Raw genomic sequence first — 22,642 nt, forward strand, 5'->3', positions numbered from 1 at the left:
AAAAGAAGTCCGGACTTGCGCGCGCGCAAACGATACAGATTTTGCCTGCATCTGTATCTTGCGCGCCGCCGGCCTTGGCATACAGTCATGCACCTGGCCGCCATCCGGCGCACAATGAAGGCTGTCTCCTCCATCGGGAGGGGGCTGCCGTGCAACCCCGAAAGTCTTCCATGTCCAAGCCGCTCTCATCCACCCAGGTCGCCTTCTTCCGCGAACAAGGCTACCTCCTGCTCAAGGGCATGGTCCCTGCCGATCTGCGCGAGCGCATGCTTGCCGTCACCCGGGACCACCTGCAACGCGCCGTTGCGCCCCTGGAATACGAAGCCGAGGTCGGCTACGAAGGCGCGCCCGCGTCGCTGGAGGCCGAGGGTGGTCGCACTGCCAGGCGCCTGCGCGCGGCCTGGCAGCGCGACCCGGTCTACCGTGAATGGGCCGGCAGCCGCGCGCTGGTCGCCATCCTGCACCAATTGTTCGACGAGCCGGTCTGCATCACCCTGGCGCACCACAACTGCGTCATGACCAAGCACCCCGCCTTTGGCACGGCCACTGGCTGGCACCGCGACATCCGTTACTGGTCCTTCCCGCGCAATGAACTGATTTCCGTATGGCTGGCGCTGGGCGCGGAAACGCCAGAGAACGGTGCGCTCAAGTTCATCCCCGGCTCGCACAAGCTCAAGCTGCAGCCGGAGCAGATGGATGAACTGGACTTCCTGCGGCCCGACGTGGCCGCCAACCAGGCCCTGTTCGCGCAGGGAATCGCGCTGTCGTTGGAGCCGGGCGACGTGGTGCTGTTCCATAGCGGGCTGTTCCACGCGGCTGGCCGCAATGATAGCGACCAGGTCAAGTGTTCAGCCGTGTTCGCCTATCACGGCGCGAGCAATCCGCCGCTGGCCGGCACCCGTTCGGCCGCTTCCGAAGACTTGCCGCTGGAGGACTGAGCGGCCACGGGCGGCGCGCCCAGGCGTTCAGCGCTGTGCGCGCCGCCCAGCCGGAATGCGCTCATGGCCAGGCTGAGCTTCTCGGCCTGATCTTCCAGCGCCTGTGCGGCCGCAGCGGCCTGTTCCACCAGCGCGGCATTCTGCTGGGTCGAACTGTCCATGAGCACGATGGCGCGGTCGATCTCCTGGATGCCCTGGCTCTGCTCCTGGCTGGCCGAGCTGATCTCGCCGACCATGTCAGTGACCTTGCGCACTGCGGTCACCACTTCTTCCATGGTCTTCCCGGCCTGGTCCACCAGGGCGCTGCCCTTGCCGACCTTTTCCACCGAATCGTCGATCAGGTCCTTGATCTCGCGCGCCGCTGACGCCGCGCGCTGGGCCAGCGAGCGCACTTCGGACGCCACCACTGCAAAACCGCGCCCCTGCTCACCGGCGCGGGCCGCTTCCACGGCGGCGTTGAGCGCCAGGATATTGGTCTGGAAGGCGATGCCATCGATCACTGCGATGATATCGACGATGCGCGTGGAGGACTGGTTGATCGAGGTCATCGTATCGACCACCTGGCGCACCACTTCGCCACCGCGCACCGCCACCTCCGACGCCGAGGCCGCCAGTTGATTGGCCTGGCTGGCATTGTCGGCGTTCTGCTTCACCGTGGAGGTCAGCTGCGCCATGGCCGAGGCGGTCTCTTCCAACGAACCGGCCTGCTGCTCGGTGCGGGCCGACAGGTCGAGGTTGCCGCTGGTGATTTCCTTGGACGCCATGGTGATGGTCTCGGTGCCTTGCCGCACCACGGCCACGATCTGGTACAGTCGCTGGGTCATGTCCTTGAGCGCCTGCATCAGCTGGCCGGTCTCGTCCTGGCTGCGCACCTCGATCTGCCGGCTCAGGTCGCCGCCTGCCACGGCCTGGGCAATGCCCACGGCTTGCGTGAGCGGCTGGGAGATGGCGCGCACCAGCAGCCAGGCCTCCAGCACGGCCACGATCAAGCCTGCGCCCATGGCCAACAAGGCCATCAGGATCAGTTGCCGGTAGCGCTGCTGTTCATGCTCGTAGAGTTCGCGCCCCACGTTGATCTGCAGTTCCTTCAGGTCGGAGAGGGTCTGGTGGACGGCGTCCCATTGCTTGCGCATGGCGCCGCTGTAGATATCGTCAGCGCCCTGGAAGCTGCGCTTGCGCAAGGACTCCACCGCCGGCATCACGCCTTCGTCGGCATAGTGCTGGCGCTGCTTGAGCAGACGCTCGAGCAGCGTGGATTCTTCCGGCGTGAGGTAGGTGGCCTGGTAGCTCCTGATGACGGGCTCTACCGTCTTGAGGTTGTTGACGAGGAGATCCAGGCGCCGGTCGATCTCGTTGGGATCCCAGCCTTCGCTGGAGTCCAGCGTGATGATGCCGTAGATGCCGGAGCGAGCCGACTCGAGCGTTGACTCGATCTGCTCCAGGTAGGCATAGGCGACCAGCCGATCCTCATAGAGCGAACGCATCTTCTCGTTGGTGGAATGGAGCGAGACCAGACCGACGATACCCGAGGCCAGCAGCATGATGGTCAGAAAGCTGATCGCCAGAATCAGCCGAATCTTGATCGAGAATTTGTTCAACGCCCTCTCCTATGGTCGTGATGTGGATGACCATGGGAGTATCACTCAAGAGCGCAGTAGGTTTGCTGACATTTGCTGACCTTTCCTGACAGGCCGACGCTGTCCGGCTATTTGCTCAGCAGGCGTTTCTCAGCCCGCAACAGGCTTTCCGAACTGCCGCGCAACACCACGATGTCGCCCGCCATCAAGACGGTCTGTTCAGGTGGTTCGATACGCTGCTTGTTGCGCCGCAGGCTGGCCACCTCGGCGCCGCAGTGCGCGCGCAGGTCGATCTCGGCCAGGGTGTGGCCCAGCGCGCTGGCGCCGCCGATCAGGGTCACCGCCTGCAAGCGCACGTTCATGCCGACCCCGTCGGCCTCGCCATCGGACATGCCGTGGAAGTAGCCGCGCAGAGAGGCATAGCGCTCGTCCCGCGCATCCTGCACGCGATGCACCACGCGCCGCAGCGGCACGCCCAGCATCACCAGCGCATGCGAGGCCAGCATCAAGCTGCCTTCGAGCGCCTCGGGGACGACTTCGGTGGCGCCGGCGGCGAGCAGCTTTTCCAGATCGGCATCATCGTGGCTGCGCACGATCACCGGCAATTCCGGCTCCAGTTCAGCGGCATGGTGCAAGACCTTCAGCGCCGAGGGCGTGCTGGCATAGGTCACCACCAGCGCAGCAGCGCGGTGGATGCCGGCGGCCACCAGGCTCTCGCGGCGGGCGGCGTCGCCATAGGAGACATTGGCCCCGCCATTGCGGGCGTCCTGCACCAGTTCGGGGTCCATCTCGAGGGCGTGGTAGGCGATGCCTTCCTCTTCCAGCAGACGCGCCAGGCTCTGGCCGCTGCGGCCGAAGCCGGCGATGATCACGTGCTTCTGTACCCCCATGGTGCGCGTGGCCAGTTGCGTGAGGGCCAGCGATTGCAGCATCCATTCATTGGCCGAGAACTTCATGACGATGGCGTCGGACTTGGCCAGGATGAAGGGCGTGGCCAGCATGGACAACACCATCGCCGCCAGGATCACCTGGATGAGCATGGGATCGACCAGCTTGAGGCCGCCCGCCTGGCTGAGCAGCACGAAGCCGAACTCACCCGCCTGCGCCAGCCCCAGGCCGACCCGCAGCGCCACCCCGGGCGTGGACCCGAACAGCCGCGCCAGCGCCGCGATCAGGCCGAACTTCAGCAACACCGGTCCGGTCAGCAGCAACAGCACCAGGAACCAGTGGTCGATCACGGTGCGCACGTTGAGCAGCATGCCGATGGTGATGAAGAACAGACCCAGCAGCACATCGCGGAAGGACTTGATGTCTTCTTCCACCTGGTGCTTGAACTCGGTCTCGGAAATGAGCATGCCGGCGATGAAGGCGCCCAGCGCCAGCGACAGGCCGGCCTTTTCGGTGATCCATGCCGCGCCCAGGGTGATGAGCAGCAGGTTGAGCATGAACAGTTCCTGCGAGCGGCGCTTGACCACGATGCGGAACCAGCCGCGCATGAGCTTGCTGCCAAAGAACAGCAGCAGTGCCAGCACCACCAGGGCCTTGCCTGCGGCCCAGCCCAGCGTGACCATGATGTTGCCGGACTCGTTGGCCAGCGCTGGCACGACGATCAACAGCGGCACCAGCGCCAGGTCCTGGAACAGCAGCACGCCCAGGATGCGACGACCGTGTTCAGTCTCCAGCTCCAGCCGCTCGGTGAGCAGCTTGGAGACGATGGCCGTGGACGACATGGTCAGCGCGCCGCCCAAGGCAAAGGCCGCCTGCCAGCTGATGTTGAAGAACTGCGGCAGGAAGGTCGCCGCCCCCCATCCCAGCACCATGGTGGCCGCAATCGTGGTGGCCACCTGCGCCACGCCCAGTCCGAAGACGATGTGACGCATGGCCGAGAGCTTGGCCAGCGAAAATTCCAGGCCGATGGAGAACATCAGGAACACCACCCCGAACTCGCCCAGGGCGTGGGTGGTTTCATTGTCCTCGGCAAAGCCCAGGCCGTGGGGACCGATGATGATGCCCACTACCAGGTACCCCAGCATCGGCGGCAATTGCATCATGCGGAAGGCCACCACGCCGAGCACTGCGGCAGCCAGCAGGAATAAGGTCAGTTCCAGTCCGGAAAACATGTCTGGTTCAGTTTCTTGTAACGATGATAATTATTTTGTCTGTAGCGCGACCGCCATCGCCCCCCTTGCGCCTGCCGGCGGCACGCACCGGGATGAAGCGCTTTACTTCATCGCCAGTCCAGGTCGGAAGCATATTGCTTCATGCAACCATTGGGTAGCCACCATTTTCGCAACGCCTCCCGGACGACCTCCGCACTGTCGCCGTCCACGGCTTCCGCTGGCCGGCAATCCCCTGTGGCACGCTGCTGCGCTGCGATGCGGCGGGTTGCCGCGGGTTCGCATGTCAGCATTTCCTTACATCTGGCCAGTTGTCTGGCAAGTTTTTTGCTTTGCTAATTCGTTTATACTTCGGTTATGAGTGTAACCGATGACAAAACCACGCCTGCATCTTTTTCGGCCGGGGCCGCCCGCCGCGCCATCGAACTGGCGCGCCAGACCCTGCAGATCGAAGCCGATGCCATCCTGGCCCTGAAGAACCGCCTTGGCGACGACGCCAGCGAACCGCTGGCCCAGGCCGTCCACCTGTTGCTGCAGTGCAATGGCCGCGCCGTTGTCTCGGGCATCGGCAAATCCGGCCATATCGGCCGCAAGATCGCCGCTACCCTGGCCTCGACCGGCACGCCCTCGCTGTTCATGCATCCGGCCGAGGCCGCCCATGGCGACCTGGGCATGGTCACGCCCAATGATGTGTTCATCGCCATCTCCAATTCCGGGGAAACGGGCGAGCTCATGGCCATCATGCCCATCGTCAAGCGCATGGGCGCGGTGATCATCGCCATGACCGGCAATGACAATTCCAGCCTGGCGCGCATGGCCAACGTGCATCTGAACGTGGGCGTGGACAAGGAAGCCTGTACCCTCAACCTGGCCCCCACCGCCAGCACCACGGCCACGCTGGCCATGGGCGATGCGCTGGCGGTCTCGCTGCTGGATGCGCGCGGCTTCCTGGAAGAAGATTTTGCCCGCTCCCACCCCGGTGGCGCGCTGGGCCGTCGCCTGCTCACCCATGTGCGCGACGTCATGCGCAGCGGCGACGCCATTCCGGCAGTGAGCCCGGATGTCTCGCTGTCGCAGGCGCTCATGGAGATCACGCGCAAGGGCATGGCCATGACCGCCGTGGTGGATGCGGACTTCCGCCCCATCGGCGTGTTCACCGATGGCGACCTGCGCCGCCTGCTCGAACGCGGCCAGGACTTCAGCCAGTTCCGCATCGCCGAGATCATGCACGCCAATCCGCGCACCGTGAACCAGGACCAGCTCGCCGTGGACGCGGTGCAGCTGATGGAAGAATTCCGCATCAACCAGCTGCTGGTCACCGATGCCCAGGGCGTGCTGACCGGCGCCCTGCACATCCATGACCTGACCCGCGCCAAGGTGATCTGATGACCGCGCCCTCCTTCGCCAGCACCCTGCCGGCAGCCGCCCTCGAGAAGGCAGCCGGTATCCGCCTGATGATCTTCGACGTCGATGGCGTGCTCACCGACGGCGGTCTGTTCTATGGCGAAGACGGCGAGGCCTTCAAGCGCTTCAACGCGCTCGATGGCCATGGCATCAAGTTGATGCAGCAGTTCGGCACCGCCGCAGCCATCATCACGGCGCGCCAGTCGCCCTATGTGCTGCGGCGCGCGCGCGATCTGGGCATCGCCCATGTGTTCCAGGGCGTGCATGACAAGCGCCAGGCCTTCGAGCAGCTGTTGCAGCATACCGGCCTCAACGCCAATGTATGCGGCTATCTCGGCGACGATGTGATCGACCTGCCGGTGCTCACGCGGGTGGGCTTTAAGGCTTGCGTGGCCAATGGCCACCGCGAGGTCAAGCTGCGCAGCCACTACGTGACCCAGGCCAGCGGCGGCAATGGCGCCGTCCGCGAGATCTGCGACCTGGTGCTGGCCGCGCAGGGCAACTACGAGGCGGCGCTGGCGCCGTACCTGGCATGAGCGGGCGCAGCGGCGAACGTGCGGCCGACCGCATCCGCATCGGCGTGATCCTGGTGCTGCTCATCGGCGCTGCCCTGGGCAGCCTGTGGGTGCTGCAGTCCATGCGCGCGGCCGGCGACCAGCAGGCCGCGCAACGTCCGCGCGGCAAGCCCGACTATTATCTGGAAAACTTCAGCTACGTGAAAATGGGGCCGAACGGCCTGCCGCGCTACGATATGTCGGGCGTGAAGATGGTGCACTACCCGACCGACGATTCCTTCGAGATCACCAAGCCGGTGGTCCACAACCTGGACCAGGGCAAGCCGCCCATGGAGCTCTATTCCGATACCGCGCGCGTCACCGATGAGCAGACCCAGATCCACATGTACGGCAACGCCAACGCCATCCGCGCGCCCTACAAGGGGCGCGAACAGATGCAGGTGGTCTCGGACTACCTGTTGCTGTTGCCGGATGACGAGATCGTCAAGACCGACAAGCCGGTGGCCATGACCATGGGCACGACCCGCCTCAACGGGGTCGGCATGGTGGCCAACAATGCGACCCAGGTCGTGCAGCTGTTCGGCAATGTGCGCGGCTACTACGAACCGACGCCGAAGAAACGCTGACCATACTGATTCGCGCCCCCCGATATTCCGTCAGAACAATAACGCCAAGACCCGACCAGACAGGATTTTATGAAACGCTCATTGCTACTTCCGTTGCTGATGCTGGCTGCCCTCAGTGGCGTGGCGCGCGCCGAGAAGGCCGACACCACCAAGCCCACCAACATCGAAGCCGACCAGATGGTCTACGATGACGTGCGCCAGGTGAAGACCTTCACCGGCAACGTCGTCATGACCCGCGGCACCCTCATCATCAAGGCCGGCCGCGTGGTGCTCACCACCGACCAGTACGGTTATGAAAACGCCGTGCTCTACGCTGCCCCCGGCTCGCTGGCGACCTTCCGCCAGAAGCGTGACGGCGGCCCCGACCTGTGGATCGAAGGCCAGGCCGAACGCATCGAATACTCGGAACAGACCGAAGTCTCCAAGCTGTTCCAGCGCGCCCATATCCAGCGCATGGATGGCAAGCGCATCACCGACGAAGTCAATGGCGAGTTCATCTCCTACGACAGCCGCGCCGAATTCTATTCGGTCAACAATACTGCCAGCGGCCAGAGCAAGCCGGGCGCGGGCCGCATCACGGCCGTGATCCAGCCTCGCAATCCGCCGCCGGCGCAGCCGGGCCAGCCCGCCCAGCCTGCTACCCCGCAGCCCACCCAGCCCGGAAAGGATCAGTAAGATGGCAGCAAGCTCGCTGGTCGTGCGCGGCCTGAAGAAAAGCTATGGGGCGCGCCAGGTGGTGCGCGACGTTTCCATGGAGGTGCGCAGCGGCGAAGTGGTCGGCCTGCTCGGCCCCAACGGCGCTGGCAAGACGACCTCGTTCTACATGATCGTCGGTCTGGTGCCTTCCGATGGCGGCGAAATCGATCTGGACGGAGAGCCCATCTCGCGCCTGGCCATCCACAAGCGCGCCACGCTGGGCTTGTCCTACCTGCCGCAGGAAGCGTCGGTATTTCGCAAGCTGACCGTGGAAGACAATATCCGCGCCGTGCTGGAACTGCGCCAGGAAGACGGCAAGCCGCTCTCCCGCGACGAGATCGAAGGGCGCCTGAACAACCTGCTGCACGAATTGCAGATCGAGAAGCTGCGCGAGAGCCAGGCCCTGTCGCTGTCGGGCGGTGAACGCCGGCGCGTCGAGATCGCCCGCGCACTGGCCACCGATCCGCGCTTCGTGCTGCTGGACGAGCCCTTTGCCGGGATCGACCCGATTGCCGTGATCGAGATCCAGCGCATCGTGCGCTTCCTCAAGGAACGCGGCATCGGCGTGCTCATCACCGACCACAATGTGCGCGAGACCCTGGGCATCTGCGATCGCGCCTACATCATCAACCAGGGCACCGTGCTGGCCAGCGGCAACCCGGAAGAGATCATCGCCAACGAATCAGTGCGCCGCGTTTATCTGGGCGAGCACTTCCGCATGTAACCCAGGCACAGGCGCAAACGACCAGGACACCGGCATTGCAACCAGCGGGCCACGCCGCTTCCAGAAAGAAAGATGAAACAGTCGCTCCAGTTACGTACCTCGCAGCATCTCGCATTGACGCCGCAATTGCAGCAGTCGATCAGACTGCTGCAACTGTCGACGCTGGAATTGCACCAGGAGCTGGAGCAGATACTGACCGACAATCCCCTGCTGGAACGCCTCGACGACGCGCTCGACAATTCGGTGCGCCTGCTGGCCGATGGCGCCGTCTCGGCGGCCCCCTCGAGCGGCGTGAGCGAGACCACCGGCAGTGAGGCCAGCAGCGAAGCCGCTCCCGCAGCGGCCGATGGCGAATCCAGTTTCGAGTACCAGGACACCGCCCCCGAGGGCGTGAGCGGCGACTCCGACTGGAGCTTCGACGATGTGGCCCGCAGCGGCAAGTCGCCCGATGACGAAGACGCCCGCCCCCAGCTGGAAGCGCACGAAATCACCCTGCGCGAACATCTGCTGGAACAGATCCGCGTGACGGCGCGCACGCAGCGCGACCGCGCCCTGCTGGAACTGCTCACCGATGCGCTGGACGACAGCGGCTATCTGGAAGAGCCGCTGGAAGACATCCTCGCGCGCCTGCCCGAAGAGTTGGGCGTGGACCTGGAAGAACTCTCCATTTCGCTGAAGCTGCTGCAAAGCCTGGACCCGGCGGGCGTGGGTGCGCGCAGCGCTGGCGAATGCCTGGCCCTGCAGATCCGCCGCCTGCCCAAGGTGCCCTTCGTCACGCGCCGGCTGGCGCTGAAGATCGTGGAAGATTACCTGCCGCTGTTTGCGCAGCGCGACTTCAACAAGATCAAGAAGGCGCTCGATTGCGATGACGAAGACCTGCGTGAAGCGCAGGCCGTGATCCGCCAGTGCCGTCCGCACCCCGGCGCGGAATTCGCGCGCGATGCCTCCGACTATGTCGTGCCGGACGTGATTGTCAAACAGACAAAGAACGGCTGGCAGGTCATGCTCAACCATGAGGTCATGCCCAAGCTGCGCGTCAACGCCATGTACGCCAGCGCGCTCAAGCAGGCCAAGGGCGAAGGATCGCTATCCTCGCAGTTGCAGGAAGCCAAGTGGCTCATCAAGAACATGCGGCAACGTTTCGATACAATTTTGCGCGTCGCGCAGGCCATTGTGGAACGTCAAAGAAACTTCTTTTCACATGGGGCAGTCGCCATGCGCCCCCTTGTGCTACGTGAAATTGCTGATACACTGGGTCTACACGAGAGCACTATCTCTCGCGTGACAACTCAGAAATACATGCTCACACCGCATGGCATGTTTGAGTTGAAGTACTTCTTCGGTAGCCACGTCGCAACTGAAACCGGAGGCGAAGCTTCCTCCACCGCGATACGGGCGCTGATCAAACAGTTGATAGGAGCCGAAAACCCGCAGACCCCATTATCCGATAGCAAGATTGCGGATATGCTGGCAGAACAAGGCATGGTGGTCGCGCGACGCACAGTCGCCAAATACCGCGAAGTGTTGAAGATTCCGCCAGTCAATCTCCGCAAGTCCCTCTGAGTTTTTCCTCAGTTTTTCTGCAGTACCGTTGCTGTGTTCCGGCAAGCATCCCGCTGATGCCCATGCCATCCGACACGAAGACCGTGCCCGTGGTACAGCTGCAGCAAGGATGAATTGCACGAACCTCCAGTGACTTCACGATAGGAGTCTTGTATGAATCTGACCATCAGTGGACACCACCTCGAACTGACCCCCGCCATCCGGGAATACGTGCAAAGCAAGCTGGCCCGTATCAAGCGCCATTTCGACAACGTGATCGACGTCAGCGTGATCCTGAGCGTAGATAAACTCACAGAAAAGGAAAAGCGCCAAAAAGCGGAAATCAACGTCCACATCAAGGGGAAGGATCTACATGCGGAAAGCATTGCGCACGACCTCTATGCAGCCATCGATGCCCTGATCGACAAGCTCGATCGCCAGGTCATCAAGCACAAGGACAAGTTGCAGGAACATCACTCCATGGCCAAGCGCCTGCCTGAAGAAGCCCCGGACGACGCGGTCGCCGGCGCGGCATGATGCCTTGATCTTCAAGCTTTCATGAGCAAAGGGCGCGCAAGCGCCCTTTTTCATTCATGTCCCCGCACCGGCGATCATTGCCCGGTAGAAAATCCGCATAGGATATAAATAATTTACCTCGTCGGTGGGCTTCGCGGTGGGCTTCGACTTGAAGGCGCCGATGGCGACCTTATCTTTTCCACAGCCCTTCGGATCAGGAAAATGATTTTGATACAAAGCATTTCCCGAAGACAATATTTCACCAACCGCAAGACAAGTCGCCCGTCCGACTCCAACGCACGCGGCGGCTTTTCCCTATAATGTCGGCAATCCCATTTTTAAAGGCATAGCCATGAGCGACGTCCAATCCTGGATCAAAGAAACCGTGACCCAAAACCCTGTCGTGCTGTTCATGAAGGGCACCGCGCAATTCCCGCAATGCGGCTTTTCCGGCAAGGCCATCCAGCTGCTCAAGGCCAGCGGCGCCGAGAACATCGTCACCGTAAACGTCCTGGAAAGCCCGGACGTGCGCCAGGGCATCAAGGAATACTCGAACTGGCCCACCATTCCCCAGTTGTACATCAAGGGTGAATTCGTCGGCGGCTCCGACATCATGAGCGAGATGTACGCCTCGGGCGAACTGCAGACCCTGATCAAGGGCTGATCTTTTTCGCGCCTGAAGCTCCCGTGAGCGTTTCTTCCAGCCGGCCGCGCCAGCGCCTGATCGTCGCCATCACCGGCGCGACCGGCGCCATCTACGGCGTGCGTTTGCTGGAACACCTGCGCAAGCATGGCCAGATCGAAACGCATCTGATGGTCTCTGAAGCCGGCGTGCTCAATCTCCACCAGGAGCTGGACATGCGGCGCAAGGATGTGGAAGCGCTGGCCGACGTGGTGCACAACGTGCGTGATGTAGGCGCCTGCATCGCCAGCGGTTCCTTCGCTTCCACCGGCATGGTGGTGGCGCCCTGTTCGATGAAGACCCTGGCCGCCGTGGCGCATGGCCTGTCCGACAACCTCATCACCCGCGCAGCCGATGTGGTGCTCAAGGAACGCCGCCGCCTGGTCCTGATGGTGCGCGAAACTCCCTTCAACCTGGCGCACCTGCGCAACATGACCGCCGTCACCGAGATGGGCGGCGTGATCTTCCCTCCCCTGCCCGGCTTCTACCAGCGCCCTGCTTCCATGGAAGAGATGGTGGACCATACGCTGGGGCGCGTGCTGGACATGTTCGGGATCTCCATGCAGCTCACGCCGGAGTGGCAGGGCATGAAAGGTGGAGCGGATTGAAGCCGCATACACACGCTATAAAAAACGCGCCGCAGATTCTCCTGGCGGCGCGTTTTTCTTTTGGCCTATCGCGGCCCCTGGCATCGTGAATCAACCACGCCCGATGTAGGGCATCTTGGTCGCCATCACCGTCATGAACTGCACATTGGCCTCCAGCGGCAGGCTGTCCATGTAGAGGATGGCGCGGGCCACATGTTCGGCATCCATGGTCGGCTCGACCTTGGTGGAGCCGTCGGCCTGCAGCGTGCCCTTCTTCATCAGCGTGGTCATGTCGGTGGAGGCATTGCCGATGTCGATCTGCCCGCAGGCGATATCGTAGGCGCGGCCATCCAGCGACGTGGCCTTGGTCAGGCCGGTGATGGCGTGCTTGGTCGCGGTATAGGAGGCCGAGAACGGACGCGGTGCATGCGCCGAGATGGAACCGTTGTTGATGATGCGGCCCCCGCGGGGCGACTGGTCCTTCATGATGCGGAAGGCTTCCTGGGAGCAGAGGAAGACGCCGGTCAGGTTGATATCCACCGCTGCCTTCCACTGCTCCACGCTCAGCTCTTCCAGCGACACGGGCGGCGCGAAGATGCCGGCATTGTTGAACAGCATATCCAGACGACCGAAGCGCTCGCGGGTCTTGGCGAAGAGCTGCTTGACCGACGCCGGGTCGGTCACGTCGGCGGCCACGACCAGCGCATTGGGGCCGTCTTCGCCGGCCAGCCTGACGGTCTCCTCCAGGGCGTCCTGGCGGCGTCCGGCCAGGGCCACGCCATAGCCTTCGCGCAGCAGCGCCAAGGTGATCTGCCGGCCAATGCCGGAACCTGCGCCGGTGACCAGCGCGATGCGTTTGGGTGCTTGGGGTGCTGCCATCGGGTGTACTCCTCAATGTGGCTCATGGACGGGGTGCATCACGGGCCGATAAAAAAAACCGCCTGTGATGCACAGGCGGTTTTCACTATAGCAAACACGCAGCGGGGCCAGATGAGAGATTTTCAATCCGGCCAGCCGCCGTTCATCTATCGCCCTATACCGTGGACGACAAGGGCTTGGCCGTATCGATGCCCAATGTACGCGCTGCTTCTTGCAGCCGCGCACGATCATCACCCCACACTTCGCACAAGGCCGTGTAAGCAATCCAGCGCGCATCGATCTCGAAGAAGTCGCGCAGGTTCACCCGCGTATCGCTGCGGCCAAACCCATCCGTCCCCAGCGTCACATACGGTGCCGGCACAAAGGCGCGGATGCTCTCGGGCAAGGTGCGGATATAGTCGCTCACCGCAATGACCGGCACAGCACTGCCCTGCAACTGCTGCGTCACATACGGCAACGCAGCGCTGCCCGCCAGGCGCTGCGCACGCTGTGCCGCCACGCCATCGCGCGCCAGCTCGGTATAGCTGGTCACGCTCCAGACCTCGGCCTCGATCTGCCAGTGCTGTTGCAGCAGCGCTGCCGCGGCCACGGCTTCCTTGAGGATAGGGCCGGAACCCAGCAGACGCGCCTGCGCCTGCGGCTTGCGCGCCAGGCAGTAGAGACCGCGCAGGATGCCGTCCTGCACGCCTTCAGGCAGGCTGGGCTGGGCCTCGTTCTCATTGGTAACGGTGATGTAGTAGAACACGTCGTCACCGCGTTCCATCATGCGGCGCATGCCCTCATCCAGGATCACCGCGAGCTCATACGCATAGGCCGGATCGTAGGAAACACAGTTGGGAATCGAGGCTGCCGTCACCAGGCTGTTGCCATCCTGGTGCTGCAGGCCCTCGCCGCCCAAGGTCGTGCGCCCCGAGGTGGCGCCGATCAGGAAGCCGCGTGCACGCTGGTCCGCCGCGGCCCAGATCAGGTCGCCGATGCGCTGGAAACCGAACATCGAGTAATAGATGTAGAAGGGCAGCATCGGCGTGCCATGCACCGAGTAGGCAGTGGCCGCAGCGGTCCAGGAGGAAATCGCTCCGGCTTCGGTGATGCCCTCCTCGAGGATCTGGCCATCCTTGGCTTCGCGATAGTAGAGGATGGAGCCGATATCTTCCGGCTCATACAGCTGTCCCTGCGACGAATAGATGCCGACCTGGCGGAACAGGTTGGCCATGCCGAAGGTACGCGCCTCGTCAGCCACGATGGGCACCACGTACTGGCCGAAGTCCTTGTCCTTCAACAGGTTGCCGAGCTGGCGCACCAGCGCCATGGTGGATGACATCTCCTTGCCATCGGCTTCAAGCGCGAACTTGCTGTGCGCCGCCAGCGGCGGCACCGCGCGTCGCGCCTGGCCCGCCTGACGGCGCGGCAGGTAACCGCTCAGGGCGGCGCGGCGCGCATGCAGGTGCTTCATCTCGGGACTGTCATCGGCCGGCTTGTAGAAGGCCAGCGCGCGGCACTGTTCATCGCTCAGCGGCAGCTTGAAGCGGTCGCGGAATTGCAGCAGGCTCTCTTCATCCAGCTTCTTCTGCTGGTGCGTGGTCATCTTGCCTTCACCGGCCGCGCCCATGCCATAGCCCTTCTTGGTCTGCGCCAGGATCACGGTCGGCTGGCCGCGATGCCGGGCCGCAGCCTGATAGGCCGAATAGATCTTTTTCATGTCGTGGCCGCCCCGGCGCAGGCGATTGATTTCCTCATCGGTGAGGGTGGCGCCGATGGCGCGCGTACCCGGCGTCTGGCCGAAGAAATGCTGGCGGTTGAAGGCCCCATCGTTGGCGGCGAAGGTCTGCAATTGCCCGTCCACCGTGCGGTTGAGGGCATCGACCAGTTCGCCGTCCTTGTCGCGGGCGAACAGGCCGTCCCAGTCCGAGCCCCACAGCAGCTTGATGACATTCCAGCCAGCCCCGGCAAAGAGCGTTTCCAGCTCATCGACGATATGGCCATTGCCGCGCACCGGACCATCCAGACGCTGCAGGTTGCAGTTGACCACGAAGATGAGATTATCCAGCTTCTCGCGCGAGGCCAGCGAGAGCGCGGCCAGCGACTCGGGCTCATCCATTTCGCCATCGCCGAACACGCCCCACACCTTGCGGCCCTGGTCTTGCAACAGGCCGCGATGCTCCATGTAGCGCAGGAAGCGCGCCTGGTAGATGGCGTTGATGGGGCCGATGCCCATGGAGCCGGTGGGGAACTGCCAGAACTGCGGCATCAGCCACGGATGAGGATAGGACGACAAGCCCTGCCGTCCCACCCGCTTGGCCTCGATCTCGCGGCGATAGTAAGCCAGGTCATCCTCGCTCAATGCGCCTTCGAGGAAAGCCCGCGCATAGATGCCGGGCGCCGAATGCGGCTGGAAATAGACGACGTCGCCGGCGAACTGCTCATCGCGGGCGCGGAAGAAATGGTTGAAGCCGACCTCGAACAGGTCCGCGGCCGAGGCAAAGCTGGCGATATGCCCGCCCAGTTCGCCATAGGCGCGGTTGGCGCGCACCACCATGGCCAGCGCGTTCCAGCGCATGATGCTGGCGATGCGTTCCTCGATGGCCTGGGCGTCCGAGCCGCCGGGGAAAGGCGGCTCCTGTTCGGGCCGGATGGTGTTGACGTAGGGGGTATTGCGCGCATCACGCCAGTTCACGCCCCATTGCTGGGCCGCTGCCGACAGCCGCGACAGCAGGAAGCGCGCACGTTCCGGCCCCGCCTCGGCCAGCACGCTTTGCAGGGCTTGCAGCCACTCCTGGGTTTCCTGGGAATCGATGTCGATATCGCGCGCGATATCGCTGTCACTGGGGCGGGACATGTCCACTTCCTGTTCTCCTGTCTGTGCGCGCCGGGCCGGCGCATCGCGGTAGGCACAAAAACTGCAACCACTGCAATCGCTGCTATGCAAAGAGACAAAAAGCCGGTAAAACACAGGCCGCGCCATCCGTCTCCTAGCGCCCGACGCCTTTTCGGTCTGGTCTTGGTTGAGGGCTTGCTTGCATGATGGGACTATGGGACTACCGGACTACGATACGCCGGATGCTCCCGCATGAGTCACTTAAAACAGGAAGTTGCCTTACAATATTCAGCATCCAGTGCTGCAAAACTGAAACTGACAGAATTAAATTTCGATAATGGAACTCGATACCACCGATTTGCGCATCCTGAACATCCTTCAGGAGAACAGTTCGATCAGCAATCTGGAGCTGGCCAGCCGCATCAATCTCTCGCCCTCGCCGACCCTGGCCCGGGTCAAGCGGCTGGAATCGGAAGGCATCATCTCGCGCTACGTGGCGCTGGCCGATCCCCACCTGCTGGGCTTGAAGGTCAACGTCTTCGTCAAGGTGATCCTGGAGCGCCAGGGCGCCGAAGCGCTGGCCCAGTTCGAGACGGCGGTGAGCGCCTTCGATGAAGTGATGGAAGTCTATCTGATGACCGGCGATGAGGATTACCTGCTGCGCATCGTGGTGCCCGACCTGCTGACGCTGGAACATTTCATTGTCGATCACCTGACCAAGATCCCCGGCATCAAGAACATCCGCTCCAGCTTTGCACTCAAGCAGATCAAGTACAAGACCGCCCTGCCCACGCCCAAGATCAAGACGCGCCGATGAGCATGGGCGATGCTGGGCGGTAAAGAATGGACGCCTGCACCATCAAGTAACAATGGATCACGTTGAATTACGTTGAATCACATTGTGCCCAAGAAAAATCGCCGCTCCGGACAAGCCGGTAGCGGCGATTTTGCCAACAAGCTGTTCTCGCCATCATCAGAAGCCGTTCGGACTGAGTAGGCCCTTGGGCCGTATCGAAGGCGCTTTTGAGGCTGGTGGTCGAAGCAGATACGCAGGCGCGCCTTCGATACGCGGCTACGCCGCTACTCAGGTCGAACGGTAGTCGGTAGTGGGTAGTGGATAGTGGGTAGGCACTGGTCAGGAAAGCACTACGGCGCCTACGATAAACGCCAGCGTTTCCCCCCGGGCGCCACGAGGTCATCGCGGCGACGGCGTGGATGACCGGGCAAGCCATCCAGTGACTCGCGCGTCAGCGCTTCCTGCACCGGCGCGGCAGCCTCGCTGACATCGCACCAGCGCTCCACCATTTCCACCACGCAGCGCGCATAGCGCTCGCCATCGATGGGCTTGGGCAGGTAGGCGGTGGCGCCCGCATCCAGCGCCTCGCGTTCGCCTTCGGTGTCATGGGAAGGAAAAACCACCACCGGCGCCTCTGCAAGATGGCTGCTGGCGCGCAACTCGCGCAACAGTTCCAGGCCATCGCCGCATTCCATGTCGGACTCCAGCAGGATCAGGCTGGGCGTGGCGCAATCCCCGCTGCGCCGGCCGCTCAACAGGCAGCGGCGCGCCGTGGCCACGTCCTGGCAGGCGCGGAAAGCGCAATGCAGGCCCGCTCGCCACAAGGCGAACCGCGCCAGCTCAGCCGCTTCCGGGCTGGGATCGATCATGATGATGCTGGGGAAACTCATTCTGCTAGGCAAATCCTGTCGTACCGCAACGGCCATGGCGTGATCGGCCACGGCAATAGCAAACGTTTTACAGGACTGCCCGCGCCCTTGGCATCGGGAAATTCCTGAGCCCCCGCCGGAATTTCCCCAGGGCAACGCCCCCAGCGCCTGCGCCTACTTCAGCGGCAGGTAGATATCGGTCAACAGCTCGCCCGGCGGCGTGTCGGGCAGCAGGTTGAGATAGTGGAAGTAGAGCGGAAAATCACGCAGCTCCTCGCCGCTCTCCGGCAGCCACTGGCGATACAGCGGATAGATGCTGTCGCCCAACCGCTCATGCGCACCGACGTGCCGCACGCGCGCGCAGCGTCCTCCCGGGATCAGCGATTCCACCACGCCCTGGGCATTGCCCGGCAGATCGCCTTCGAGCTCGCCACAGATGCCGAAGCGGAACTGCTCCGGCGGGGTGGTATCGGGATTGTCCCAGGCCAGGCCGAAGGTGCGGCAACGCTCCACCGGCGACAGGCCCGACGCCTTGCGCCAGGCGATGAATTGCGCCACCGTGGCATTGAGCCCATTGACCGGCCCGCGATGGGCCAGCAGGGCGATACGGATGGGTTCGACATGGGTGATTTCGACTTGCACGTCCACTTTCCTTTCAGGGATGCGGAATACGAAACGCTCGTGCCAGGATGGCCAGTCCGGTGCGCGCCGAAATTGCGAAGGCGACTGACCGAAGGCGCTCCTGAAGGCGCGCGTAAAGGATTCCGGGTTTTCGAAACCGGCTTCGAGGGCGATGTCGATGATGCGCCGCTGCGGCTGGAAGGCCAGTTGCAGGCTGGCATGCTTCAAGCGCATCAGCAGGATGTAGCGCGCCACCCCCACGCCGGTGAAATCGGCAAACTGCCGCTGGAAATGGAACCGCGAAAAATGCGCGACGTTCGCCAGCTGCTCCACCTCCAGCGGTGCATGGAGATGCGCTTCGATATGGTCGAGCACGCGCTCGAATCGGGCTTGATAGGCTTTTTTGCGTTCGTCACTCATCGTGTCCTCGGTTCACGGGACGTACTGTGCAAGAATTGGCGGCACAAATCCTGACCGAAACTGCGCATCCTGCTGCATCCTCGATGCCGGGGCTGGCCGCCGCGATGGTCGTCATGTTAAAACACCGGCTTTGCCGCCACCCGTCTTTTCGCCCATGCCTTCCTTCATCGTGCTGATGCTGGCCATCTGTGCCGTCTGGCTGCCCGCCCTCCGCCTCACCCGCCTGTCCGTTCCACCCTGGATGCCGCTGCTGTTGCTGGCCGTGACCATGGGCTGGCTCGACGGCCAGCTCAAGGCCGTCGCGGTGCTGGGCATCGTGGTACTGGGAACGCTGGCATGGGGATCGACCCATGCGCTCCACGCATGGCAACGCCGCTGCCTCCTGATGCTGGCGCTCTTGCTGGCGCTGCTGATGGCGCTGCATCGCTGGCCTGGCTTCATCAATACGCTGGTCGTGCCACCCACGCATATCACGGCCGATGCCCGGCCTTTCATGCTGTATGCCAACTTCGACAAGGGTGTGGCCGGGCTGCTGTTGCTCGCCCTCTTGGCGCCACGCTGTCATGCGTGGAGGGAATGGCAGGGCGCGTTGCGCCTGACGCTGCTGCCGGGTCTGGTCACCATCGCCCTGGTGATGGGCCTGGGCTGGCTCATCGGGCTGATCAGCCCCAACCTGAAATGGCCTGGCTTCACGCCACCATTCCTGGCCATCAACCTGTTGCTGACGGTGGTGGCCGAAGAAGCCTTCTTCCGTGGCGTGCTCCAGCATCGCCTGCAGCAGGCCTGGCAGGGGCTGCGCGGCGGCGCGGTACTGGCGTTGATCTTGTCGGCGGTGTTATTCGGCGCGGCCCACCTGGGCGGCGGGCTGGCCTATGCGGCGCTGGCCACCGTGGCCGGGGCCGGCTATGGCTGGGTGTTCCAGCGCACCGGCCGCATCGAGGCGGCGATCGTGCTGCACTTCGCGCTCAATGCGGTGCACTTCATCGGCTTTACCTATCCGGCGCTGGCCTGACGCCAGCAGGCCCGGCGCAAGCAGGCATTCCGGGGCGATCCAGCGGCCCTGCCATCGCCCCGCGCCGCGCCTCAGAATGCGCCGACGTAGTTTTCCGCCAGTGCGGTCGACAGCGCCCGCGAATTGACGACGTTCTCCAGCTCGGCGCGCTGGATCTGGCGCTGGAAGGGTGAGGCATCCTCGAAGGTATGCAGCATGCTGGTCATCCACCAGGAGAAATACTCGGCGCGCCAGATGCGCTTCAAGGCCTGCTCGGTGTAGGAAGCCAAGCCTGCCTCGCTGGCGCTGCGGTAGAAGTCGTCGATGCCCTGGGCCAGGCGCTTGACGTCGCCCACGGCCAGGTTCAATCCCTTGGCCCCGGTCGGCGGCACGATGTGGGCGGCATCGCCGGCCAGGAACAGACGGCCATGCTGCATCGGCGTGGACACGAAACTGCGCATGCCGATGATGCCCTTCTGGAAGATCTTGCCTTCCTTGAGACGCCAGCCATCGCCGTTTTCCAGGCGGGTGTGGAATTCATTCCAGATGCGGTCATCGCTCCAGTTGTCCACGCTGTCCTTGGGATCGCACTGGAAATACAGGCGCTGCACTGTGGGCGAACGTGTGCTGACCAGCACGAAACCGCGCTCATGCTGGGCATAGATGAGCTCATCCGAAGAGGGCGGCGCTTCTACCAGCACACCGAACCAGCCGAAGGGATAGATGCGCTGGTAATCCTGGCGCTTGCTGTCGGGAATGGCCGGGCGCGAGACGCCATGGAAGCCATCACAGCCGGCGATGAAATCGGCCTCCAGCGTATGCTGCTCGCCCTCGTGCATGAAGCGCACGCGCGGCTTGTCGGTCTCGACGCCTTCGATGCTGGTGCCGCTGACACTGAACAGCAACTGCCCCTGCGCCGCCAGGCGTGCCGCCACCAGGTCCTTGATGACTTCATGCTGGGCATAGACGGTGATGGCCTGGCCAGTCAGTTCGGTCAGGTCGATGCGATGACGGCGGCCACCGAAGGCCAGCTCGATACCGTGATGCAGCGCGCCTTCACGCTTCATGCGCTCACCCACACCGGTCTCGGTGAGGATGTCCATGGTGCCTTGTTCCAGCACGCCGGCGCGGATGGTGGATTCGATTTCCTCGCGGCTGCGCGTTTCCAGCACGACCGATTCAATGCCCTTGAGGTGCAACAGGTGGGACAACAACAAGCCGGCGGGGCCGGCGCCAATGATGGCGACTTGGGTACGCATGGTGGAGGTCTCCGGGTAAGGATCACATGCCGTCTCCGCTCTTCACGCCCGATTGCATGAGGCCCGGAAACGGCAAGAGGTCATTTGTTTTTTCTTGATCTGGCAGGAATCTTAGCTGCCGGACGGTGAATAAAAAATGGATGATCCCGCCAAATACTTGTACTATTTTTACAGCGCACGACAACAAGACCCGAGCCCCGCGCACAGGATGGAGACCCTCATGCCCTTGCCTCGCAGCAAACCCCGCACCAGCGACGTGCCGCAATTCTCCTTGTATGGCGAGGCTTCCAGGCCGGAGGACGCCGAGTCTGTCCATATCGAACTGATCGAGACACGCAGCCGCGTGCACGACTGGCATATTGCACCGCACACCCATGCCGGCCTGTTTCAGGTACTTTTTTTAATGTCCGGCCATGTCAGCGCCTTGATGGAAGAACAGGTCTGGGAATACGACGGCCCGGTGGTGCTCACCATCCATCCCTCTCTGGTACATGGCTTCGATTTTTCGGAACAGGCGGTGGGTTTCGTGCTGACGGTAGACCCGCACGTGGTCTTCTCAGCCGGAGCGGGCGAAGGACATGGCGAACTGTTCTCGCCCTTGTTCCTGCGGCCCATGGCCATCGAACTGGGGCGCGCGCCGGACTTGCGCGAGCGCATGGAAACCCTGCTGCGCCTGCTCATCGCCGAATCCGCCGCCCCCCGCACCGGCCACACGCTGATGCTGGAATGGCTGGCGCGCAGCGTCATGCTGCTGCTGGTGCGGCTGGAGGCAGACCACCGCTCGGCCGAGCTGACCGGGCGCGGCGACTTTGAATTGTTCAGCCGCTTCCGCGCCCTGGTGGAGCAGCATTTCAAGCAGCAGTGGCAGGTCGCGGTATATGCCGACAAGCTGCGCATCACGCCCAGCCGCCTCAACCGCCTATGCCTGAAGCTGGCCGGCCACTCCGCCTTCGACCTGGCGCAGCAGCGGCTGATCCTGGAGGCCTGCCGCAAGCTCACCTATGTGCCCTCGGGCGTGGCCACCATCGCCTACGAGCTGGGCTTCCAGGACCCGGCCTACTTCAGCCGGCTCTTCAAGCGCCACATGGGCGTGACGCCCAAGGAATATCGCCGCACCCACGTCGAGGAATGAATTCCCGCTATCCCCGCCACGCCGCCACACTCCTGCCGTTCGGGCTGAGTGGGCCCGCAGGGCCGTATCGAAGCCGCTCTTGTGATGGCGACCAGGCGCCAGGAAGGCATCACAGCAGCGCGCCCAATTCCACCTGTATCTTCAGCATCGCCGGCAGACAACGTTCCACCATGTCTTCCAGCTTCATCCGTCCCGCATGCACGCTGATATTCATCGCCGCCACCACCTCGCCACGGAAATTGCGCACCGGCACGGCCATGGTGCGCAGACCCAGTTCCAGTTCCTGGTCCACCAGCGCATAACCCTGCACGCGGGCGCGCGCGATTTCCAGTCCCAGGCGTTCGACATCGGTGATGGTATGGGCGGTAATGGCTTCCGGCTGGGCGCGGGCGAGGATGGCATCCAGCTGCGCCGGCGGCAGGTTGGCCAGCAGGATGCGGCCATTGGCGGTGCAGTAGGCCGGCACCCGCGTGCCGGGCTGCAAGGTGGTCGACACCAGTTGACCCGCGCTGACCGCCGCCACACAGACCAGTTGGTCATGATCGAGCACCCCGCAGGAAGCCGCCTCGCCCAGCGAGTAGGCCAGCCGGTACAGCAGCGGCTGCACGATGCGCGGCAGGCGCGCCGAATGCAGGTAGGACTGGCCCAAGCGCAACACCATGGGCGTGAGAGAAAAGGTCTTGTTGTCGTGCCGCATGTAGCCCAGGTGCGTGAGCGTGATGAGATAGCGGCGCGCGGCCGCGCGGGTGAGACCCGTCAACTGCGCCACCTCGGCAATGGTCAGGCGCGAGCGCTCCTGGTCAAAGGCTTCGATGACCTGCAGGCCCTTTTCCAGGCCGGCGACCAGGTCGCGCTTGAGAGGCCCCTCGTCGGCATCTCCTGGCTCTTCATCGATTCGCTCTTCTTGCATGCTTCCTTCCCTGCCCTGTGGATAAA

21 protein-coding genes are annotated in these 22,642 nt (G+C 63.4%); 13 read left to right on the top strand and 8 right to left on the bottom strand.

Annotated elements, in window-relative coordinates:
• Positions 1–170: 170 nt before the first annotated feature.
• A complete protein-coding gene (locus ACP92_RS19765; RefSeq protein ID WP_013235896.1) occupies positions 171–938 on the top strand; it encodes a phytanoyl-CoA dioxygenase family protein in 768 nt (255 codons plus the stop codon).
• On the opposite strand, the gene ACP92_RS19770 is transcribed toward ACP92_RS19765, so the two are convergent.
• Entirely contained in the window at positions 866–2,536 is a 1,671-nt protein-coding gene (locus ACP92_RS19770) for a methyl-accepting chemotaxis protein (protein WP_013235897.1), read from the bottom strand. The genes ACP92_RS19765 and ACP92_RS19770 overlap by 73 nt on opposite strands.
• A 107-nt stretch (positions 2,537–2,643) precedes the next feature.
• Positions 2,644–4,635, bottom strand: a complete 1,992-nt coding sequence (locus ACP92_RS19775; protein ID WP_013235898.1) for a monovalent cation:proton antiporter family protein — start codon at positions 4,633–4,635, stop codon at positions 2,644–2,646.
• A 354-nt stretch (positions 4,636–4,989) separates the two neighbouring features.
• Here ACP92_RS19775 and ACP92_RS19780 point away from each other — a divergent pair, with 354 nt between their 5' ends.
• From ACP92_RS19780 to ACP92_RS19820, 9 genes are all read left to right on the top strand, one after another.
• Positions 4,990–6,018: a KpsF/GutQ family sugar-phosphate isomerase gene (locus ACP92_RS19780; protein ID WP_013235899.1), complete on the top strand. Its 1,029-nt coding sequence runs from the start codon at positions 4,990–4,992 to the stop codon at positions 6,016–6,018.
• Positions 6,018–6,572: a KdsC family phosphatase gene (locus ACP92_RS19785; RefSeq protein WP_013235900.1), complete on the top strand. Its 555-nt coding sequence runs from the start codon at positions 6,018–6,020 to the stop codon at positions 6,570–6,572. The genes ACP92_RS19780 and ACP92_RS19785 overlap by 1 nt, the downstream gene beginning before the upstream one ends.
• Positions 6,569–7,177 carry an LPS export ABC transporter periplasmic protein LptC gene (gene lptC, locus ACP92_RS19790; protein ID WP_013235901.1) on the top strand — a complete coding sequence of 203 codons (609 nt, stop codon included), beginning with the start codon at positions 6,569–6,571 and terminating at the stop codon, positions 7,175–7,177. Before ACP92_RS19785 ends, lptC begins: the two co-directional genes overlap by 4 nt.
• A 69-nt stretch (positions 7,178–7,246) precedes the next feature.
• Positions 7,247–7,852: a lipopolysaccharide transport periplasmic protein LptA gene (gene lptA, locus ACP92_RS19795; RefSeq protein ID WP_013235902.1), complete on the top strand. Its 606-nt coding sequence runs from the start codon at positions 7,247–7,249 to the stop codon at positions 7,850–7,852.
• A gap of 1 nt (position 7,853) precedes the next feature.
• Positions 7,854–8,597 (top strand): LPS export ABC transporter ATP-binding protein, encoded by a 744-nt coding sequence (lptB, locus tag ACP92_RS19800; protein WP_013235903.1) that lies wholly within the window; start codon positions 7,854–7,856, stop codon positions 8,595–8,597.
• Between the two features lie 72 nt (positions 8,598–8,669).
• Positions 8,670–10,160 carry an RNA polymerase factor sigma-54 gene (locus ACP92_RS19805; protein ID WP_013235904.1) on the top strand — a complete coding sequence of 497 codons (1,491 nt, stop codon included), beginning with the start codon at positions 8,670–8,672 and terminating at the stop codon, positions 10,158–10,160.
• Between the two features lie 153 nt (positions 10,161–10,313).
• On the top strand, positions 10,314–10,676 hold the full coding sequence (gene hpf, locus ACP92_RS19810) for a ribosome hibernation-promoting factor, HPF/YfiA family (protein WP_048348626.1): 363 nt from the start codon (positions 10,314–10,316) through the stop codon (positions 10,674–10,676).
• Positions 10,677–11,007: 331 nt separating this feature from the next.
• Positions 11,008–11,319, top strand: coding sequence for a Grx4 family monothiol glutaredoxin (gene grxD / locus ACP92_RS19815; protein WP_013235906.1), 312 nt, complete (start codon positions 11,008–11,010; stop codon positions 11,317–11,319).
• A gap of 23 nt (positions 11,320–11,342) precedes the next feature.
• Positions 11,343–11,945 carry a UbiX family flavin prenyltransferase gene (locus ACP92_RS19820; protein ID WP_013235907.1) on the top strand — a complete coding sequence of 201 codons (603 nt, stop codon included), beginning with the start codon at positions 11,343–11,345 and terminating at the stop codon, positions 11,943–11,945.
• Between the two features lie 90 nt (positions 11,946–12,035).
• On the opposite strand, the gene ACP92_RS19825 is transcribed toward ACP92_RS19820, so the two are convergent.
• Together ACP92_RS19825 and mdeB are read right to left on the bottom strand one after the other, a co-directional pair.
• Positions 12,036–12,803, bottom strand: coding sequence for an SDR family oxidoreductase (locus tag ACP92_RS19825; protein WP_013235908.1), 768 nt, complete (start codon positions 12,801–12,803; stop codon positions 12,036–12,038).
• Between the two features lie 154 nt (positions 12,804–12,957).
• Positions 12,958–15,639: an alpha-ketoglutarate dehydrogenase gene (gene mdeB, locus ACP92_RS19830; protein WP_013235909.1), complete on the bottom strand. Its 2,682-nt coding sequence runs from the start codon at positions 15,637–15,639 to the stop codon at positions 12,958–12,960.
• A 316-nt stretch (positions 15,640–15,955) separates the two neighbouring features.
• Here mdeB and ACP92_RS19835 point away from each other — a divergent pair, with 316 nt between their 5' ends.
• On the top strand, positions 15,956–16,435 hold the full coding sequence (locus ACP92_RS19835) for an Lrp/AsnC family transcriptional regulator (protein ID WP_013235910.1): 480 nt from the start codon (positions 15,956–15,958) through the stop codon (positions 16,433–16,435).
• Positions 16,436–16,773: 338 nt separating this feature from the next.
• Here ACP92_RS19835 and ACP92_RS19840 read toward each other — a convergent pair whose 3' ends face one another.
• The gene (locus tag ACP92_RS19840; protein ID WP_041311224.1) at positions 16,774–17,304 is read right to left on the bottom strand and encodes a response regulator; all 531 of its coding nucleotides are present in this window, start codon (positions 17,302–17,304) and stop codon (positions 16,774–16,776) included.
• A 153-nt stretch (positions 17,305–17,457) separates the two neighbouring features.
• Positions 17,458–18,324: an AraC family transcriptional regulator gene (locus tag ACP92_RS19845; RefSeq protein ID WP_013235912.1), complete on the bottom strand. Its 867-nt coding sequence runs from the start codon at positions 18,322–18,324 to the stop codon at positions 17,458–17,460.
• Between the two features lie 154 nt (positions 18,325–18,478).
• Here ACP92_RS19845 and ACP92_RS19850 point away from each other — a divergent pair, with 154 nt between their 5' ends.
• On the top strand, positions 18,479–19,336 hold the full coding sequence (locus tag ACP92_RS19850) for a CPBP family intramembrane glutamic endopeptidase (protein WP_232284872.1): 858 nt from the start codon (positions 18,479–18,481) through the stop codon (positions 19,334–19,336).
• 71 nt (positions 19,337–19,407) lie between these two features.
• Here the strand turns inward: ACP92_RS19850 and ACP92_RS19855 are convergent, their stop codons facing one another.
• On the bottom strand, positions 19,408–20,574 hold the full coding sequence (locus ACP92_RS19855) for a 4-hydroxybenzoate 3-monooxygenase (RefSeq protein WP_013235914.1): 1,167 nt from the start codon (positions 20,572–20,574) through the stop codon (positions 19,408–19,410).
• A 220-nt stretch (positions 20,575–20,794) separates the two neighbouring features.
• On the opposite strand from ACP92_RS19855, the gene ACP92_RS19860 reads away from it, so the two are divergent.
• Positions 20,795–21,706 carry a helix-turn-helix domain-containing protein gene (locus tag ACP92_RS19860; RefSeq protein WP_013235915.1) on the top strand — a complete coding sequence of 304 codons (912 nt, stop codon included), beginning with the start codon at positions 20,795–20,797 and terminating at the stop codon, positions 21,704–21,706.
• A 109-nt stretch (positions 21,707–21,815) separates the two neighbouring features.
• On the opposite strand, the gene ACP92_RS19865 is transcribed toward ACP92_RS19860, so the two are convergent.
• The gene (locus ACP92_RS19865) at positions 21,816–22,616 is read right to left on the bottom strand and encodes an IclR family transcriptional regulator domain-containing protein (RefSeq protein WP_013235916.1); all 801 of its coding nucleotides are present in this window, start codon (positions 22,614–22,616) and stop codon (positions 21,816–21,818) included.
• Positions 22,617–22,642: the final 26 nt, after the last annotated feature.

The sequence above is a fragment of the Herbaspirillum seropedicae genome (genome assembly GCF_001040945.1).
Lineage (GTDB): Bacteria > Pseudomonadota > Gammaproteobacteria > Burkholderiales > Burkholderiaceae_D > Herbaspirillum > Herbaspirillum seropedicae.

Bases quoted from the DNA above. Each gene is read 5' to 3' on its own strand.
- ACP92_RS19765 (WP_013235896.1), top strand. From the start codon at position 171: ATGTCCAAGCCGCTCTCATCCACCCAGGTCGCCTTCTTCCGCGAACAA.
- ACP92_RS19775 (WP_013235898.1), bottom strand. From the start codon at position 4,635: ATGTTTTCCGGACTGGAACTGACCTTATTCCTGCTGGCTGCCGCAGTG.
- ACP92_RS19780 (WP_013235899.1), top strand. From the start codon at position 4,990: ATGAGTGTAACCGATGACAAAACCACGCCTGCATCTTTTTCGGCCGGG.
- ACP92_RS19785 (WP_013235900.1), top strand. From the start codon at position 6,018: ATGACCGCGCCCTCCTTCGCCAGCACCCTGCCGGCAGCCGCCCTCGAG.
- lptC (WP_013235901.1), top strand. From the start codon at position 6,569: ATGAGCGGGCGCAGCGGCGAACGTGCGGCCGACCGCATCCGCATCGGC.
- lptA (WP_013235902.1), top strand. From the start codon at position 7,247: ATGAAACGCTCATTGCTACTTCCGTTGCTGATGCTGGCTGCCCTCAGT.
- lptB (WP_013235903.1), top strand. From the start codon at position 7,854: ATGGCAGCAAGCTCGCTGGTCGTGCGCGGCCTGAAGAAAAGCTATGGG.
- ACP92_RS19805 (WP_013235904.1), top strand. From the start codon at position 8,670: ATGAAACAGTCGCTCCAGTTACGTACCTCGCAGCATCTCGCATTGACG.
- hpf (WP_048348626.1), top strand. From the start codon at position 10,314: ATGAATCTGACCATCAGTGGACACCACCTCGAACTGACCCCCGCCATC.
- grxD (WP_013235906.1), top strand. From the start codon at position 11,008: ATGAGCGACGTCCAATCCTGGATCAAAGAAACCGTGACCCAAAACCCT.
- ACP92_RS19825 (WP_013235908.1), bottom strand. From the start codon at position 12,803: ATGGCAGCACCCCAAGCACCCAAACGCATCGCGCTGGTCACCGGCGCA.
- mdeB (WP_013235909.1), bottom strand. From the start codon at position 15,639: ATGTCCCGCCCCAGTGACAGCGATATCGCGCGCGATATCGACATCGAT.
- ACP92_RS19835 (WP_013235910.1), top strand. From the start codon at position 15,956: ATGGAACTCGATACCACCGATTTGCGCATCCTGAACATCCTTCAGGAG.
- ACP92_RS19840 (WP_041311224.1), bottom strand. From the start codon at position 17,304: ATGAGTTTCCCCAGCATCATCATGATCGATCCCAGCCCGGAAGCGGCT.
- ACP92_RS19845 (WP_013235912.1), bottom strand. From the start codon at position 18,324: ATGAGTGACGAACGCAAAAAAGCCTATCAAGCCCGATTCGAGCGCGTG.
- ACP92_RS19850 (WP_232284872.1), top strand. From the start codon at position 18,479: ATGCCTTCCTTCATCGTGCTGATGCTGGCCATCTGTGCCGTCTGGCTG.
- ACP92_RS19855 (WP_013235914.1), bottom strand. From the start codon at position 20,574: ATGCGTACCCAAGTCGCCATCATTGGCGCCGGCCCCGCCGGCTTGTTG.
- ACP92_RS19860 (WP_013235915.1), top strand. From the start codon at position 20,795: ATGCCCTTGCCTCGCAGCAAACCCCGCACCAGCGACGTGCCGCAATTC.
- ACP92_RS19865 (WP_013235916.1), bottom strand. From the start codon at position 22,616: ATGCAAGAAGAGCGAATCGATGAAGAGCCAGGAGATGCCGACGAGGGG.